Source organism: Stenotrophomonas sp. STEN008 (genome assembly GCF_056760435.1).
In genome coordinates this window covers 23,754-39,804 of record NZ_JBRRET010000006.1, presented here as the reverse complement: position 1 = coordinate 39,804, position 16,051 = coordinate 23,754, and the positions used below count along the sequence as shown (strand labels likewise).

Sequence of the window (16,051 nt, the reverse complement as noted above, 5' to 3'; positions counted from 1 at the left end):
CTCAGGGCCGGGGCCAGTCCAGCTCGACCACCAGCGGGAAGTGATCCGAGGGCAGCACGCCGTCGATGCGACGGTCATCGGTCAGGAAGCTGCGCGCACGGAAGCCTCTCACCAGTACCCAGTCCAGCTGCGTGGTGGCCTTGCCGGTGAAATCATGGAAGGTCAGGCGCGGCCCCTGGGGAGACGCCACCTGGGTGCGTGCGTCCTGCAGAACGCGGGTGAGCGTCGCGTAGGTTCCGCCCCCGGGTTCACTGTTGAAGTCGCCCGTCAGCACCACCGGCAGATCCGGCGGCAGCGTCGCCACCCGCCTGCCGATCAGCTCGGCTCCCTTGACCCGGCGCGGTTCGTCTTCGTCGCGATAGGGCAGGTGGGTGTCCATGAAGTAGAAGCGGCGGCCATCGTCAAGGCGACGGAACAGGGCCCAGGTCACCATGCGCGGGTACAGGTTGCCCCAGGTGATGCTGCCGGCGATCTCCGGTGTATCGGACAGCCAGAAGTTGCCGGATTCCTCCACGGCCAGCACCCGCGTGTCGTAGAACACGCCCATGTGCTCATCGCCGCTGCCACCGCGCCGTCCTTCACCGAACCACGCGTAGCCGGGCAGGTGGCCGGCGAGATAGTCGGCCTGTTCCTGTACCAGCTCCTGGGTGCCGATGACGGCCGGGCGGGCATCCAGGATGACCTTGACCATCGCATCGCGGCGATCCGGCCAGCGCTTGCCTGGCGCGGTGTCGGCCGGGGTGCGGACATTGAAGGACATCACCTTCAGCGGCGCAGGGGCCGCCGCCCAGGCGATGGCGGGAAGAGCGAAGGCCAGCAGCGCACACAGCGCAGGGCGACGGAAACGCGACAGCATCGTGGAATCCCTCCATTCCATGTAAACGATTCCATGAAGGATGGCACGGATTGGCAGGGGAGGGTATGCCGGGATGGGTCATTGGCGTGGCGGCTGCACGGGGGCCCGCTCAGTCTTCGATCTCGCCGCGTCGCGCGGCCGCGCGCACGGCCTGCGCCGTCGTCGCAACGCCCAGGCGCTGGCGCGCGCGGCGCAGGTGGTTCTCCACGGTGCGCGCGGACAACCCCAGCGTGGCGGCGATCTCCGCCTGGCGCCGGCCGGCTGCGACCCAACGCAGAACCTCGCGTTCCCGCGTGCTCAGTTCGCCCAGGGGGCGTTCAGCCGGTGCTTCGGCCAGCCGGCGGGCGGCGCGGAATGCTGCTGTGCCGGCAGACTCCAGCAGCAGCCGGGCAGGCGCGGAAGCGTCGATGATCGTTCCGGCGAAACTGATCGCCCCTTCCAGCCCCGTGGTTCCGAACACGGGTACCTGCAGGCCATGCAGGCCGTCGCCGCGGGGCTGCCTGACCACCTGGTAGCGGGCCCCCCTTGCGCCGTCGCGCTTGCTCCAGAAGAACGGGGCATCGCTGTCGAGCACGTGGCGGTTGACCGGGCAGGCATGCAGGTAGCGGGCAAGATCGGTCTCACGCCCTTCGCCCAGCCAGTCGCCCTCGATCCAGTACACGCGGTGTGCGCCGCGTTCGAGCCCGGTGCCGGCCGCAAACACCAGCACGCGATCGTAGCCGAGGGGCGCGGCGATCGAGCGAAGCAGCGCGCCGATCTCGGCGATCGAACGCGCCTGCTCCAGTTCCAGCAGCATCGGCACCAGCGCGGCCACGGTGTTCAGCGACCTGCCAGCGCGTCCAGCAGGGTGCGTGCGGCCAACTGGCCGAGTGCATTGCCGGCCAACGGACTATCGCCTGTCAGCAGCAGGCGATCCTGCAGCACGCTGCCGTCAATACCCTCGTTGACGATCTGCACGCCCTGCTGCGCGAGCTTTTCACCGAAGAACCACGGCAGTTGCCCGGGCATGTAGCCGATGTCCGGCGTCTGCCGGTCCATCGCATCGGGGAAGGCGCAGATGCGGTAGCCACGGAACAGCGAATCACCGCACGCTTCATCGATCCCGGCAGCCAACAGCGCTGCAGGGCCGTGGCAGAGCGTGATGATGTAGCGCTGCTGTGCCATCGCCCAGTGCAGCGCCTTGCTGACCGCGCGGCTCTCCGGCAGACCGATCAGTGCACCATGCCCGCCCGGAATGAAGATGGCTGCATAGTCCGACGCCGCGTCCAGCGAGGCCACGATGTCGTCCAGCACCTTCGGCTGGCGGAACCGCGCCTGGTAACGTTCGTACAGACCGCCGATGTCGCGGTCCTCGCCGGGGAAGGCCCACCATTCGAACTTCACGGCGTTGCCGGACAGGGTTGCCACATCGAAGTCGAAGCCGGCCTTGTCCAGGTGATACATCGGCAGCAGCGTTTCGACCGGGTGATTGCCGGTGGAGAACAGGTGGCCGTTGGCGGTCGGCAGGTAGCGCTCATCGGCGCCGATCATCAGTATCTTCCAGCGGCCATCCCGGCGTGCGTCGGCATAGTCCGCGCCGGACAGATTGCTGGTGGGTGACGTGAACTGCGAGAGCGACCAGGGCGAGGGAAAGAAGGCATCGCGCTCGGCCGGATCGGGACGGGGTTGGCGGCTGAGGTCCTGGGTGTTCATGTGGCTGGCCTGCTGTCGGGGAGGTGCGGCCAGCATAGGAGGCACTGTGCGTACGTGCGATGAGGGATTTCCCGCAACGGCTGAACCGCCGTCCCGGCTGGTGACGGAACGGCGATCAGCCTGCGCTACTCATCGCGCCGGTCGTGTGCCTGCATGTCTTCATGCAGGATGCGCCTGAGCTCGACGATGGCGGGCGTGGCTTCCTGCACGCTGTGACCGGACACGATCACCTTCTCCGATTCGGCGCCCGGCAGGTGCGAACTCCAGTACGGCACCAGTCCGTCGCTGGTCTGCTCCAGCGGTCCATCGGCTTTGGCGCGCGCGATGATGGAGTGGTAGCGCACGCTCGGAGACATCGGCAGATCGGCGACGGCCTTGACGAAGGGGTCATCCTTGTCGAGATTCTGGATGCTGTTCATCTGGTAGCCGTGCTTGCCGTCGTCGCGGTCGACGTGGCCGTCGTTGGCGATCGTCGCCACGTCCTCCAGCACGGTCAGTGGCAGCCGTACCAGACGGCCGATCCAGCGCCCGAGGCGGGTACCGGCGACGTCGGTGCCGCGATGCGGCGTGGCAATGAATACCACCCGTGAGATCTCCGGTTCCGGCTTGAACGTGAGCACCGGCGCGCCGCGGGTGCGCAGCAGCTCGCGCTGTGCCGGCGTCATCTGCGCGGTTGCCAGCAGGGTCTCGACCAGATGGTCGCCGGACGAAGACACCATCAGCCGCGAGATCACTCCGCCCATGCTGTGCCCGACCAGCACCATGTCATGCGAGGCCGCCGCCTTTCCAGTGGGATCGAAGTGCTGCAGCACGTCGGCCAGCATGTGGCGGATCGCATCGTGGCTCATCGCGATGGGCATATTGGTCGGGTAGTAGAACTGCCACACCTGGAAGTCCCGGCGGATCTCATCGTCGCGCATCAGCTCGTTGGCGACGTTGACCCATGCCTCCGGGCTGCTTGCCAGGCCGTGGATCATCAACAGCACGCGGCGCTTCGGGTCGTAGGGCTGCATCATGTACAGATGCGGCGTATCGATGCCGCCCTTGCTGCCGAACAGCGAGCGCAGCGATTGCCGGCTGAAGTTGGAGCGTGCGAGCCACAGCGCGTAGCCTGCCGTGAAGTTGGCCGCCAGTGGCACCTGCTGGCCATGCAGGGTGACTTCCGAAACCTGGTAGGGATCGTGGATCTCCACCTCCGGCTCGTCGTCGTGCAGCACTTCCCACAGGTTGTCGCCGGAGAACCGCAGCAGCACCGACATCGAAGGTGATGGCATTTCGCTCCAGCTGCGCTGTACCGGCGCAGCTGCGCTGGCCTCGGCAGCAGGCGTGTCCACGTCGCTGCCGGGATCATCCATCACCGCCACCAGCTCGGCGCCGAAGCCATCCCGGCGATGCACGCTGCGCAGGGTACCGGTGAACGAGAGCGCTGCGGCGGGAACCAGCTCCCTCGGCGTACGCTCGTCCAATGGCGAGCCGTCGTCCGATGGCGCCAGCACAAAGGTCCATCGTCCCAGCTGGAAGCGGCTGGTGTCGCTGTGCACCCGGCCAGTGGCGTAGGCCTCGAACAGCTGCACGGAGGCTTCCTGCACGGCCAGGTTGTAGTAGTCCCGCACCTGCGTCTGGCGATCCTCGAAACCCCGCTGGTTGGCGGTGCGCTCGGTGAAGAACAGATAGGCGTAGGCCTGCCTCGCAACCTGCATCCACGCATCCAGACGCGGCTGGAAGCCGGCGTCCAGTTCGGTGACCACGGCCTTGGCGCGGCCTTCGGCGGAGTACTCGCGCTTGGGGGCGGGCAGAGTCAATGCGTACTGCAGCCAGAGTTCGGCCAGGGCCGAGCGCTTGTCTTCCTCGCGCACGACGATGCTGGCCTCCATTGCATCGATGCAGGGCGGACCGGGCCTGGCGCAGACACCCTCGTCCAGACCGGCCACGCGCAGGGTTTCCAGGGTGGCCGAGCTGAGCTTGCCGGTGGTGAGGATGTCACCGCGCTTGAGCGCGATGTACTGGCCGGGGGTAACCGAGGCGACCTGCACCGAGGGCCCGAACTGGCGCAGGGTGGCGCAGCCGCTCAGCGCCAGCAGCAGGGTGAAGACGAGAGCCGTGCGGCCGACGATGCCCATTCCCGTGGTTGCCATACGATCCTCCTGCGCGGTCGCGCCACTCTAGCGGGAGGCATGTCAAGGCGGAAGCGGCGTGCGCCGGTTCCTTCAGCGGCCGGTCGTCAATCGTCCAGATCGCTGTTGCGGATTGCCAGGACCACCGCAGCAGTACATGCCAGGACACCGAGCAGGAAGCCGATGGCTATGCCGTCGAACCAGTTCATGGGTTTCGTGCCGGGAATGTGGGAGATGGTGGCCTGTGGATCTGACCGGCGGGCAACGCATGGCGCAGCGGCCGTGGCGGGCCGCTGCGCCCGGGCCTCAGTTGCTGGCCTCCCTGACAGCTTCTGCGGCGTCGATGATGCCCGGACCGCAACCCCCCGGGCAGTTGGCCGCCGCGATCGGATGGGCGGTGCGGCGCAGGATGTCCTTGACCTGGCTGGTGGTCTTCGGCACCGGTGCCACCGCCTGCATCAGCGCGACGACGCCGGCCACGTGCGGTGCCGCCATCGAGGTGCCGGACATGAAGTCAAAGGCATTGTTGCCCACCGTGGACAGAACGCCCTGCGCCGGATGCTGGCGGGTCGGTGCGCAGTTGGTCGAGTTCGGCGGTGTGGCCAGGGGCAGGAACTCGCCCACCGAGGCGCGGCACGACCACGTCTCGCCACCGGGCGCGGTGATATGGATGCCTGCACCGTAGTTGGAGTAGAACGCGCGGCGCCCGCCCTGGTCGTTCGCGGCTACCGCGATCACGCCGTTGCAGTTCGCCGGTGCGAACTCGGACACATCGAGGTTGCTGTTGCCCGCCGCGACCACCACGAGGGTGCCGGTGGCCGTGATGTCGTCGATCGCATCCTGCTCGGCCGGCGAGCAGGGCCGACGGCCGCCCAGGCTGAGATTGATGACCTCGGCCGGGTTGGCATTGGCGGGAACACCCGGCACGGCGATGCCAGCGCTCCAGAGCATGCCGTCGATGATGTCATCCGAGCCGCCATTGCCCTGGTTGCCCAGCACGCGTACCGGTACGACCTTCGCGTTGTAGGCCACGCCTGCCACGCCGATCTGGTTGTTGGTTACCGCCGCGACGGTTCCCGCAACGTGGGTGCCGTGCGCGATGCCCGAGGCATCGAAGGCATCCGCATCGCGGCCATCGCCATCGTCGGAACCGCCACAACCGGGATTCAGCCCGCCCAGGATGCACTGCAGATTGCTGAACGGCCGGGTGGAGGAAATCATGTCGTAGCCCGGCAGCAGGTTCGGCTGCAGGTCGTTGTTGTCGAGATAGCCCGAATCGATCACCGCCACCACGACCCCTTGGCCGGTGGAGCGATCCCATGCCGCCGGCACGCGTGCGCCACTGACGGGATTGCTGTAGTGCCACTGTTCGGCGTAACGCGGATCGTTGGGCGTGGCGAACGCACTCATCATGAAGTTCGGCTGCACGTATTCGACGTCCGGGTCGTCGGCGATGCGCTGCATCAGGATCTCGGCCTCCGGACGATCCAGTGCCTTGTCTGTCCTGATCACATCGGCGCCGCCACCCATGCGGCGCTGATGCGCCACCGCCGCAGCCTGCGCCGCACCCACCGAGCGCTTGCTGCGCTGCTGCGCGCCCAAGCGCTGTTTCAGCGCATCCTGGGCGGTGTCGGCAGAGACGCGTTTGCGGCTGCCATCGCGGTACTTGACGATGAAACTGCTGTACTGCTGGTTGTTGTCCATGCCCCGTGTCCACACCCGTTCGGTGGATTGGGCGAAGGCAGGGGCACTGGCCAGGACCAGGGTGATGGCACTGGCAAGGGAAACCCGAAGCGACGTACGCATGAATACAGTTCCTTTGTGAAAGGTGCGATGAGCCGGTCGTGCCCTGGGGGCTCGACTCGAGATGAAGGGGGTATGTCCGCGCGGTCTCCTTTCTGATGGCGACCTTGAACGAACGGCTTCGCAGACCGTTCTCCCCCAGTGCGGGGGTAGGAAATTTCTGAACTGATTTACCGATGTCGAGATCGACACGCGCGGCGAGCGGTGTATACCGCAAGCAATAAAAAAGCCCGGAGATCCCCTTCTGGCGGGAATGTCCGGGCTTCTCCGGTCCTTGAAGGACCGCTCGTTGGTGGAGGTGGGCGGAATTGAACCGCCGTCCGAAGGCACTCCATCCCCAGCACTACATGCTTAGCTCGCCGTTGAATCTCGTCCCCGAACAGCACGGCGTGCAAAGCGCATCCGGGAACCAGCCTGTTGTGTTCTAGTGCCGGACTGACAGGCAGCCGTCCAGCGCGATTCCATGATAGTGACTCTACACCGCGAGCATGGACACAAGCGGTTTCGAGGCTTAGGCCTTAAGCGGCCAGAGCGTAGTTGTCGTCGTTGGCAACTAGAGTTTTGCAGCTGGATTTACGAGGAAAGCTACCCCCTCGGCATGCGCCAGGCGACTTCACAACCCCCGTCGAAACCAATGCACCCCCGGTTTCTACAGTGCTGCAAGGTACAGGGCCGATTCCGTGTCACCACGGGCAGGGCCTGCCCAACGGTTGTCATGCTACGGCAAAACAGCTGAACAGTCACCTCGCGCGGCCGGTCAATCCGCAACACGTTGTACTGCCTGTGTCATAGCGGATTGCTAACGTCTCCGGCACGGATTTGCGACACACTGGTCGTGACCATCCAGGGCAGGACAGAAACGGGAGACTGTGGGTGACCGACGCGATGCAACAGCGCAGCCTGCGCCAGCTGGTGGGCCCGGTCGGGGCCGACTATCAGCGACGGGCGTTGCCTCCCGGTTGGGTCTGGGCGCTGCTGGCGGTACTGCTGGCGGCGACCTGGCTGACCGAACTGCCGGCCACCGCAGCGGTGGCGCTGGTCGCCAGCGCAGTGGTGGTGCATTGGCCGCAGCGTGGGCGCACCCATTGGCTGGGCTGGCGGCTGCCGGCGCTGGCGGTACTGGCGGCGTTGCTGTGGGGGCCGGACGTGCTGGCGCAGTGGTTCGAGCACGGCCTGGCGCTGACCTTGATGACATTGGCCAGCCTCAGCATCGGCGTTCACGTGTGGCAGTCGCGGCAGCTGGCGCGCCAGCTGCAGGGTGCAGCCGATGCGCTCGACGATACGCAGCTGCTGGCCCTGCTGCCGGCCAATGCAGCCCAGCTCGCCCAGCAGTGGCGGGCGGGCGATGATCGCCACGCGCCGGAACTGGCGGTGGTGATGCACCTGGCCGTGATGCACGCGGCCCTGGCGCCGCGCGCGCGCGGGCAGGGCATGCTGGCCGGTTGATGGCCCGGGCCGCCGGGCATCGCCCGGCGCCACATGGCGGCGGGGCCTGCCTCAGGCGTCGCGGTTGCCGCGCCGCATCACCCGCTGCTTCTCGATCGCCCAGTCGCGATCCTTGGCCGCATCGCGCTTGTCGTGGTTCTGCTTGCCCTTGGCCAGCGCGATCTCGAGCTTGATCTTGTTCTTGCTCCAGTACATCGCGGTCGGCACGATCGTATAGCCATCACGCTCGACCTTGCCGATCAGCTTGTCGATCTCGTTCCGGTGCAGCAGCAGCTTGCGCTCGCGCCGATCCTCGGCCACCACGTGGGTGGAGGCCTGGATCAACGGAGTGATCTGTGCGCCGATCAGGTAGATCTCGCCACGCTTCACGTAAGCGTAGGCGTCGATGATGTTGCCGCGCCCCGCCCGGATCGACTTGACCTCCCAGCCCTGCAGGGCGAGCCCGGCCTCGAAGCGCTCTTCGATGTGGTACTCGTGGCGGGCACGCTTGTTCAGCGCGATGGTTTTGTTGGCCGTCGCGCTCTTTGCTTTATCCTTGCCGCTGTTCTTGCTCATTTCCGTATTGTCTCCGATTCGGGCCCGCCCGGTCGATTGCCGAAACGTCCCGTATACATGCCTACTATCCGCCGCAGCGCCCTGGTCGAACATTCGGCCGCGCGCATGTTCGACCTGGTCAACGACGTCCAGGCTTATCCGCGCCGCTTCCGCTGGTGCTCCGATGCCCGCATCCTGGAGCAGGGCGAGGACCGGCTGGTGGCGCGTCTGGACCTGGGCCTGGGTTCGTTCAGCACCTGGTTCCAGACCGAGAACACCCTGCAGCGCCCGCACAGCATCGACATGCAGCTGCGCGACGGTCCCTTCAAGCAGCTTCATGGCCGTTGGGAATTCCACGCGCTGGCCGAAGACGCCTGCAAGGTGACGCTGACCCTGGAATTCGAACCCAGCTCACGGCTGCTGGGCCCGGCGCTGGCGATCGGCTTCCAGGGTCTGGCCGATCGCATGGTCAACGATTTCGTCCGGGTCGCCGACGAGGACTGAGCGATGATCGAGGTCGAGGTGGTGCTTGCCTGGCCGCAGCGGGTGCTGTCACGCCGGTTGCAGCTGGAAGAGGGCGCCACGGTTGCCGATGCGATCGCCGCTGCCGCTCTTGAGGGGAGTGCCGGCTGCCCGGCTGCCGCCGTGCATGGTGTGCTGGCCCGCCCGCAGCAGGCACTGCTGGATGGGGACCGGGTCGAACTGCTGCGCCCGCTGCAGGCCGATCCCAAGGACAACCGCCGGCGTCGCGCGCTCGGCGGTTGAGGGCCAGGGCCCGTCCGTCGGAACGGGCCGGCGGCCTCAGCGGCCCTTCTTCTTCTTGTCCTTCGGCAGGTTGCGGCCGAACTGGCGGACGGTCTGCTGGGCCAGCGCCTTGTCGTTGGCCGGGAAATAGTCACCCTCCCAGCGCGTCACGGCGTCGTTCTCGAAATACACGGTGAAGTTCTTCACTTCCGTGCGGCCGAGACGGTCGACCCGCTGGCTGGAGGTGTAGTCCCAGCGCTGGGCATGGAACGGGTCCGGCACGGAGGGCGTGCCCAGCAGCGCGTTCACCTGCTGCTTGCTCTGCCCGACCTGCAGCTTGGCCACGGCATCTTCCCGGATCAGGTTGCCCTGATAGATGGGTTGCTTGTAGATGATGCCGCACCCGGTGGTGGACAGGGCGACGGCGGCGACCAACAGAAGATTGCGCATCGGGACTGGCGGTTGGGGAAATCGAACCGATGATACACTCCCGGCGTGCCACCGCGACCCAATCCGAGGCAGCTGGCGCTAAATCGCCAATGAACGGAGACCTATGGAAACCCACGACCTGCGTAAAGTCGGCCTGAAGGTAACCCATCCACGGATGCGGATCCTGGCGCTGCTCGAGCAGCGCACTGCCCAGCACCACATGACCGCCGAAGACATCTACCGCCAGCTGCTGGAGCATGGTGACGAGATCGGCCTGGCCACGGTGTACCGGGTACTGACCCAGTTCGAGGCCGCCGGCCTCGTGCTCAAGCACAATTTCGAAGGCGGCCAGGCCGTCTATGAACTGGACCGCGGCGGCCATCACGATCACATGGTCGATGTGGACAGCGGCAAGATCATCGAGTTCGAAAGCACCGAGATCGAGGAACTGCAGCGCAAGATCGCGGCCGATCACGGCTATGAGCTGGAAGAACACTCGCTGGTGCTGTACGTGCGCAAGAAGCGCAGATAGGCCCCCTGCGTGCCGGTTGCGACGAGACCCCGGGCTGGCCCCGGGGTTTTTCGTCAGCGCGGCGGAGTGACCGCCGGGTGCGATGGCGGCATCAGCATCCGCAGATCCACGGCCTCGGCCATGGCCCGGTTGCCGGCATCGCCCGGATGCAGATGGTCGCCTGAATCGTAGGCGGCGGCCATCCGTGAGGGATCGGCGGGGTCGCGCAGCACTGCATCCAGGTCGATCACCGCATCGAATGGGCTGTCCTGCCGCAGCCAGGCATTGAGCTGCTGGCGCAGTGCGTCCTTGTGCGGCTGGTAGTAGTCGTCCAGCGGGGTGCCGGGCAGGGCACCGGCGAACGGCGGCAGGGTTGCGCCGACAATGCGCAGTCCATGGCGATGGGCCTGTCCGGCCAGGCTGCGATAGCCGGCCTGCAGTTCGGCGAGCCCGGGCCGGTCCTGGCCGCGCGCAAACGCTGTGCCCGGCCAGCTGATGTCGTTGATGCCGATCAGCACGATCACACTGGCGACACCGGGTTGGTCGAGGACATCGCGCGGGAAGCGGGCCAGGGCGGATTCCCCCATGCCGTCGCGCAGCAGGCGTCCGCCGGAGATGCCGGCGTTGACCACTGCGATTCCCTGCGGTGCCAGCCGTGCGGCGAGATGGTCGGTCCAGCGCTGGTCCTGGTCGAGGCTGGCCGTTGCGCCATCGGTGATCGAGTCGCCGATCACCACCACGCTGCGCGCGTGGGCCGCGGTTTCGACGTCGATACCGGACAGCAGCAGGCGGGCCGTGGTGCTGCGGGCCCCATTCAGGTCCGCAGCCAGGCTCTGGTCACCCGGTGCGATCCAACTGGTCTGCCGGCCCTCCCAGTGGAACGTCCGCAGCGGCGTGGGCTGTGGCAGATGGATGCTGACCTGCAGCGACTGCAGGTTGCGCGTGGGCAGTGGCAGCGCGTCGCTGAGCCGGTCCTGGCCAGGCGCGATCAGCACGCCGGGCTGGCCATCGAAGGTCAGCGCCTGCGGCACCTCGCCCGGATGTGCCGCCAGGGTGGCCCGGCCCACCCGCAGTGGCTGTGTCCCGTAGGCGTTGCTCAAGCGGACACGCAGGCGCGAGCCGCCCAGGCTGATGCGGACGGTCTGGCGGAAGGTCTGGTCGGCCAGCTCTGCGGGGATCAGCGTCGGAAACAGGAAGTCTGCCTGCCAAACCGGTTGTGGACTGGCTTGCCAGCTGGCCACCCAGTGCCGGGGAGGGGCGGCCGTGGCGCTGGCTGCTGCGGACAGGGTGAGCAGGGCAGCGGTGGTCAACGTGCTCAGGCGGTTCATCGGAAGGGTCCGTCGGAAGGAGGGGCCATGGTGTCCCTGCCGCTTTCTGTGAACTAGACTGCGTCTGGATAATCATCTGTGAACTGGATTCATCGCCATGGCGCGACCTGACATCAATCGTTCCGGCGAGCTGGAAGTGTTCGTGAGGGTGATCGAGACCGGCGGATTCTCCGCGGCGGCCCGCAGCCTGGACATGACGCCCTCGGCGGTCAGCAAGCTGGTGGCGCGGCTGGAGCAGCGGCTGGGCACGCGCCTGCTGCAGCGATCCACCCGCCAGCTGCAGCTGACCCCGGAGGGCTGCGCCTTCTACGAGCGCGGGCTGCGCGTGCTTGCTGACCTGGAAGAGGCCGAGCGCTGTGCGAGCGCGCATGCCGAACCGCGCGGGCGGCTGCGGGTGAATGCCAACGTGCCCTTCGGCCAGCATTTCCTGCTGCCGTTGCTGCCCATGTTCCTGCAGCAGCACCCGCAGGTGGGGGTGGATCTGACCCTGACCGATGAAGTGATCGATCTGCTCGAGCAGCGCACCGATGTGGCCGTGCGGGCCGGTCCGCTGAAGAGTTCCAGCCTGGTGGCACGACGGTTGGGGGCGACGCGGATGATGATCGTGGCCTCACCCGGCTATGCGCAGCGACACGGTCTGCCTGGCAACGTCGACGACCTGCAGACGCACAACCGGCTGGACATCGGCCATGCGCGGGCGATGCAGGGGTGGCCGCTGCTGCAGGGCGGCCAGGTGCTGCGCGTGCCCACCAGCGGCAATGCGCGCGCCAGCAACGGCGATGCCCTGCGGCAGCTGGTGCTGGGAGGGCTCGGGCTGGCCCGGCTGGCCGCGTTCCAGGTCAGGGACGACATAGCGGCCGGGCGGCTGCTGCCGGTGCTGGAAGAGGCCAATCCCGGCGATCTGGAAGAGGTGCACGCGGTATTCCTGGGGCAGGGTGGCTATCTGCCGCTGCGGGTGCGTGCGTTCCTGGATTTCCTGGTGGAAAAGGTGGATCTGGCGCGGCCGCTGGGGTGAACCTGCGGTGGGACGGACCGGGCGTCGCTCGGCGCCGCCGGCGTCAGACCTGCAGCAGCTTGCGGGCGGCGGCGCGCGCTTCCTTGCTCACTTCGACGCCACCGAGCATGCGTGCCAGTTCTTCCTCGCGTGCCTTGAGGTCCAGCTTCTCCACCGCACTCTGGGTCATGCCTTCCACCGGTGCCTTGCTGACCCGGTAGTGGGCATGGCCCTTGGACGCGACCTGCGGCAGGTGGGTCACGCACAGCACCTGGCGCTTCTCGCCAAGGGCGCGCAGTTTCTGGCCGACGATGTCGGCCACCGCGCCACCGATGCCCGAGTCGACTTCGTCGAACACCATGGTCGGCACGGCGTCCAGGTCGAGCGCGGCCACTTCGATTGCCAGCGAGATGCGCGACAGTTCGCCACCCGAGGCCACCTTGCGCAGGGCGCGTGGTGGTTGACCGGCGTTGGCCGCGACCAGGAACTCCACGCGTTCGGCGCCCTGCGGGTCGGGCTTGCCGCCGTCCTGGGGTTCCAGCTCGATCAGGAACTGGCCACCGCCCATGCCCAGCTCGGCAATGATGCCGGTGGTGGTGGTCGACAGCGCGGCCGCCGCACTGCGCCGGCTTGCGCTCAGTGCTTCGGCCTGCACCCGCCAGGCGGCCGCGGCCTTGTCGATCTCGCCGGCCAGGCGCTGCAGCCGCTCGTCGGCGCCGCGCAGCTGCTCCACTTCGGCATGCATGCGCTCGCGCTGCGCGCCCAGTTCGTCCATCGGCACGCGATGCTTGCGCGCAAGGTCGTGCAGGCGGCCGAGACGGCGCTCGTTCTCCTCGAACTGCTCGGGGTCGGCATCCAGGTCGTCGTGCACGCGGTCGAGCAGGGACAGGGCTTCATGCAGCTGGATCGATGCGTTTTCGATCAGGCTGTCCACCTCGCCCAGGCGCGGGTCGTGTTCGATCAGCCGGGCCAGTTCGTGCCGCACCTGCTGCAGCTGATCCAGCGCCGAGCTGCCCTCGTCGCCGTTGAGCTGGTTGCTGGCGGCCTGGCAGGCGGTCAGCAGCGCGCTGGCATGGGCCTGGCGCCGATGGCTGGCGCCCAGCGCGAGGATCGATTCGGGCTCCAGATCCTCACGGTCCAGTTCGCGCAGCTGATGCTCGAGGAAACCGATACGGTCACTGACGTCGCCCTGCTGCGACAGCGCCAGGGATTCATCGACCAGTGCCTGCCAGGCGGCTGCGGCGCGGCGGACCTGACGGCGCTCTTCCTCGTTGCCGGCATAGGCATCGAGCAGGGCCAGCTGGGAAGGACGCGCCAGCAGGGCCTGCTGTTCATGCTGGCCGTGGATTTCCACCAGCAGCGCGGCCAGTTCGCCCAGCTGGGCGAGGGTGACCGGGCGGCCGTTGATCCAGGCCCGCGAACCGCCGTCGGCGCGGATCACGCGGCGCAGCTGGCACTGGTCCTCATCGTCCAGCTCGTTGTCGGCCAGCCACTGGCGTGCGGCCTGCAGATGCTCCAGCGCGAACTCGGCCGACAGCTCGGCGCGGGCGGCACCGTGGCGGACCACGCCGCTGTCGGCGCGCAGGCCGGACAGGAAGCCCAGCGCGTCGACCATCAGCGACTTGCCGGCGCCGGTCTCGCCTGAAACCACGGTCATGCCAGGCCCGAATTCAAGTTCGGTGGCGCGGACGACGGCGAAATCCTTGATCGATAGGTGTCTGAGCATGGGTCTGGGGGTAGCTGAGCCGCGCAACGCTAGCACGCGCACGCGGGCGGTCCAATGGCTTGCCAAGGTGATCCGGCGCCATTATCTAGTCTCCGTGTCTCACAGGTTGATTCCATGCACGGTTCCGCCGACCAACTCGCCCCGCGCGCGCGCCATCTGCTGCGCACGCTGATCGCGCGCCACATCCAGGATGGTGAGCCCGTGGGCTCGCAGACGCTGGCGCGCGTGGCCGGGCTGGAAGTCAGCCCGGCCACCATCCGCAACATCCTCGGCGACCTGGAGGACCTGGGCCTGCTGGCGTCGCCGCATACCTCCGCCGGGCGGATCCCGACCGCGCATGGCTACCGGGTGTTTGTCGACAGCCTGCTGCAGATGCAGCCGCCGGGCGAGGGCGAGCTGGCCCGCTTGCGCCAGGAACTGGCCGGTGGCGGCAGCACCCAGGCCCTGCTCGGCAGTGCCTCCGAACTGCTGTCGGCGATGAGCCACTTCGTCGGCGTGGTCAGCGCGCCGCGGCGCGAGCAGTTCGCCTTCCGCCAGATCGATTTCGTGGCGCTGGACGGCCGCCGGGTGCTGGCGATCCTGGTGTTCGCCGACAACGAGGTCCAGAACCGGGTGATCGAAACCCGCCAGGACTTCGCCCCGGGCCAGCTGGAGCAGGTCGCCAATTACCTCAACGCCCATTTCGCCGGGCTGCCGCTGGCGGAGATCCGGGCGCGCCTGCTGCTGGAACTGCGCGATGCCCGTTCCGAGCTGGAGCAGCTGCTGGCGCACAGCATCGAACTGGCCGAGCAGGCCCTGCAGCCCGCGGCCGACGACATGCTGGTGGCGGGCCAGACCCGCCTGATGGGGGTCCAGGACCTGTCCGACCTGGAGCGCCTGCGTGAACTGTTCGAGCTGTTTTCCAGCAAGCGCGAGATCCTGCAGCTGCTGGAGCGGACCATCCAGGCCCCGGGCGTGCGCATCTTCATCGGCGAAGAGACCGGGATGATGCCGCTGCAGGGGGTTTCGCTGGTGACCGCCCCGTATGCGGCCAATGGGCAGGTGCTGGGCGTGCTGGGGGTGATCGGGCCGAAGCGGATGGCCTACGACCGCATGATCCCGCTGGTACAGGCCACCGCCGACGTGCTGGGGGCGGCCTTTTCACCGACCGGACGCGGATCCGGTGCCGTGGACGCTTGAAACGCAGCATCCCGCCCACACTAGGGTGGGTGGAGGCGGGGAGTGACCGCCAGGGACCCAGACATGAACCACGAACATCCAGATTTCGAATCCCAGCAGAGCGCCGCCGACGCGGCCGCCGCAGCAGGCGTCAATGACGAAGTGGAGCGCCTGCGCGCGGAAGTCGAGCAGGTCAGGGCCGATGCGCTGCGTGAGCGCGCCGACCTGGAGAACCAGCGCAAGCGCGTGGCCCGCGACATCGAGCAGGCCCGCAAGTTCGCCAACGAGAAGCTGCTGGGCGAACTGCTGCCCGTGTTCGACAGCCTGGATGCCGGCCTGAAGGCCGCCGGCGACGACCCGCACCCGCTGCGCGAGGGCCTGGAGCTGACCTACAAGCAGCTGCTGAAGGTCGCCGCCGACAACGGCCTGGTCCTGATTGACCCGACCGGCCAGCCGTTCAACCCGGAGCACCACCAGGCGATCAGCCAGGTGCCGGCCCCGGACGCCGCCCCGGGCAGCGTGGTGACCGTGTTCCAGAAGGGCTATCTGCTCAACGAGCGCCTGCTGCGGCCGGCGCTGGTGGTGGTGGCCGCCGACTGAGCGGTCGATCCGGGAGCGGCCGCCGGGCATGGCCCGGCGCTACCCCTGGATCGTCATCGCCGGGCGATGCCCGGCGAACCTTGAACGGCTGAACACAGCGTTCGGGAGATGGCTTG

Annotated in this window: 16 protein-coding genes and 1 other RNA gene; 7 read left to right on the top strand and 10 right to left on the bottom strand. The window is 67.6% G+C overall.

Annotated features, from left to right (window positions below; genetic code table 11):
• Nucleotide 1: 1 nt before the first annotated feature.
• The 6 genes from ACVOME_RS04725 to ssrA form a co-directional block, all read right to left on the bottom strand.
• Nucleotides 2-856: an endonuclease/exonuclease/phosphatase family protein gene (locus ACVOME_RS04725; RefSeq protein ID WP_322523305.1), complete on the bottom strand. Its 855-nt coding sequence runs from the start codon at nucleotides 854-856 to the stop codon at nucleotides 2-4.
• A gap of 109 nt (nucleotides 857-965) precedes the next feature.
• Nucleotides 966-1,670, bottom strand: coding sequence for a PA1136 family autoinducer-binding transcriptional regulator (locus ACVOME_RS04720; RefSeq protein WP_111185466.1), 705 nt, complete (start codon nucleotides 1,668-1,670; stop codon nucleotides 966-968).
• A gap of 5 nt (nucleotides 1,671-1,675) precedes the next feature.
• Nucleotides 1,676-2,548, bottom strand: a complete 873-nt coding sequence (gene hchA, locus ACVOME_RS04715; RefSeq protein WP_111185670.1) for a glyoxalase III HchA — start codon at nucleotides 2,546-2,548, stop codon at nucleotides 1,676-1,678.
• Between the two features lie 125 nt (nucleotides 2,549-2,673).
• Entirely contained in the window at nucleotides 2,674-4,683 is a 2,010-nt protein-coding gene (locus ACVOME_RS04710; protein ID WP_340044821.1) for an esterase/lipase family protein, read from the bottom strand.
• Nucleotides 4,684-4,968: 285 nt separating this feature from the next.
• Nucleotides 4,969-6,468, bottom strand: coding sequence for a S8 family serine peptidase (locus ACVOME_RS04705; protein WP_229765817.1), 1,500 nt, complete (start codon nucleotides 6,466-6,468; stop codon nucleotides 4,969-4,971).
• Between the two features lie 287 nt (nucleotides 6,469-6,755).
• Nucleotides 6,756-7,109, bottom strand: a transfer-messenger RNA (tmRNA) gene (gene ssrA, locus ACVOME_RS04700).
• Between the two features lie 229 nt (nucleotides 7,110-7,338).
• Here ssrA and ACVOME_RS04695 point away from each other — a divergent pair.
• On the top strand, nucleotides 7,339-7,911 hold the full coding sequence (locus tag ACVOME_RS04695; protein WP_481504794.1) for a hypothetical protein: 573 nt from the start codon (nucleotides 7,339-7,341) through the stop codon (nucleotides 7,909-7,911).
• Between the two features lie 51 nt (nucleotides 7,912-7,962).
• Here the strand turns inward: ACVOME_RS04695 and smpB are convergent, their stop codons facing one another.
• On the bottom strand, nucleotides 7,963-8,466 hold the full coding sequence (smpB, locus tag ACVOME_RS04690; protein ID WP_019661238.1) for an SsrA-binding protein SmpB: 504 nt from the start codon (nucleotides 8,464-8,466) through the stop codon (nucleotides 7,963-7,965).
• Nucleotides 8,467-8,523: 57 nt separating this feature from the next.
• On the opposite strand from smpB, the gene ACVOME_RS04685 reads away from it, so the two are divergent.
• Both ACVOME_RS04685 and ACVOME_RS04680 read left to right on the top strand, forming a co-directional pair.
• Nucleotides 8,524-8,949 (top strand): type II toxin-antitoxin system RatA family toxin, encoded by a 426-nt coding sequence (locus tag ACVOME_RS04685; RefSeq protein WP_053519703.1) that lies wholly within the window; start codon nucleotides 8,524-8,526, stop codon nucleotides 8,947-8,949.
• Nucleotides 8,950-8,952: 3 nt separating this feature from the next.
• Nucleotides 8,953-9,210, top strand: coding sequence for an RnfH family protein (locus ACVOME_RS04680; protein WP_053519704.1), 258 nt, complete (start codon nucleotides 8,953-8,955; stop codon nucleotides 9,208-9,210).
• 36 nt (nucleotides 9,211-9,246) lie between these two features.
• On the opposite strand, the gene ACVOME_RS04675 is transcribed toward ACVOME_RS04680, so the two are convergent.
• Nucleotides 9,247-9,639, bottom strand: a complete 393-nt coding sequence (locus ACVOME_RS04675) for an outer membrane protein assembly factor BamE (protein ID WP_053519705.1) — start codon at nucleotides 9,637-9,639, stop codon at nucleotides 9,247-9,249.
• Nucleotides 9,640-9,742: 103 nt separating this feature from the next.
• Here ACVOME_RS04675 and fur point away from each other — a divergent pair, with 103 nt between their 5' ends.
• Nucleotides 9,743-10,150: a ferric iron uptake transcriptional regulator gene (fur, locus tag ACVOME_RS04670; protein WP_053519706.1), complete on the top strand. Its 408-nt coding sequence runs from the start codon at nucleotides 9,743-9,745 to the stop codon at nucleotides 10,148-10,150.
• Between the two features lie 53 nt (nucleotides 10,151-10,203).
• Here fur and ACVOME_RS04665 read toward each other — a convergent pair whose 3' ends face one another.
• Nucleotides 10,204-11,457: an SGNH/GDSL hydrolase family protein gene (locus ACVOME_RS04665; RefSeq protein ID WP_481504793.1), complete on the bottom strand. Its 1,254-nt coding sequence runs from the start codon at nucleotides 11,455-11,457 to the stop codon at nucleotides 10,204-10,206.
• A gap of 97 nt (nucleotides 11,458-11,554) precedes the next feature.
• On the opposite strand from ACVOME_RS04665, the gene ACVOME_RS04660 reads away from it, so the two are divergent.
• Nucleotides 11,555-12,472, top strand: a complete 918-nt coding sequence (locus tag ACVOME_RS04660; protein ID WP_053519708.1) for a LysR family transcriptional regulator — start codon at nucleotides 11,555-11,557, stop codon at nucleotides 12,470-12,472.
• Nucleotides 12,473-12,515: 43 nt separating this feature from the next.
• Here the strand turns inward: ACVOME_RS04660 and recN are convergent, their stop codons facing one another.
• Nucleotides 12,516-14,177, bottom strand: a complete 1,662-nt coding sequence (recN, locus tag ACVOME_RS04655; RefSeq protein ID WP_065175026.1) for a DNA repair protein RecN — start codon at nucleotides 14,175-14,177, stop codon at nucleotides 12,516-12,518.
• A gap of 114 nt (nucleotides 14,178-14,291) precedes the next feature.
• Between recN and hrcA the strand changes: the two genes are divergently transcribed.
• Nucleotides 14,292-15,356, top strand: a complete 1,065-nt coding sequence (hrcA, locus tag ACVOME_RS04650; RefSeq protein ID WP_481504792.1) for a heat-inducible transcriptional repressor HrcA — start codon at nucleotides 14,292-14,294, stop codon at nucleotides 15,354-15,356.
• Between the two features lie 63 nt (nucleotides 15,357-15,419).
• On the top strand, nucleotides 15,420-15,935 hold the full coding sequence (gene grpE / locus ACVOME_RS04645) for a nucleotide exchange factor GrpE (protein ID WP_053519711.1): 516 nt from the start codon (nucleotides 15,420-15,422) through the stop codon (nucleotides 15,933-15,935).
• Nucleotides 15,936-16,051 lie beyond the last annotated feature (116 nt).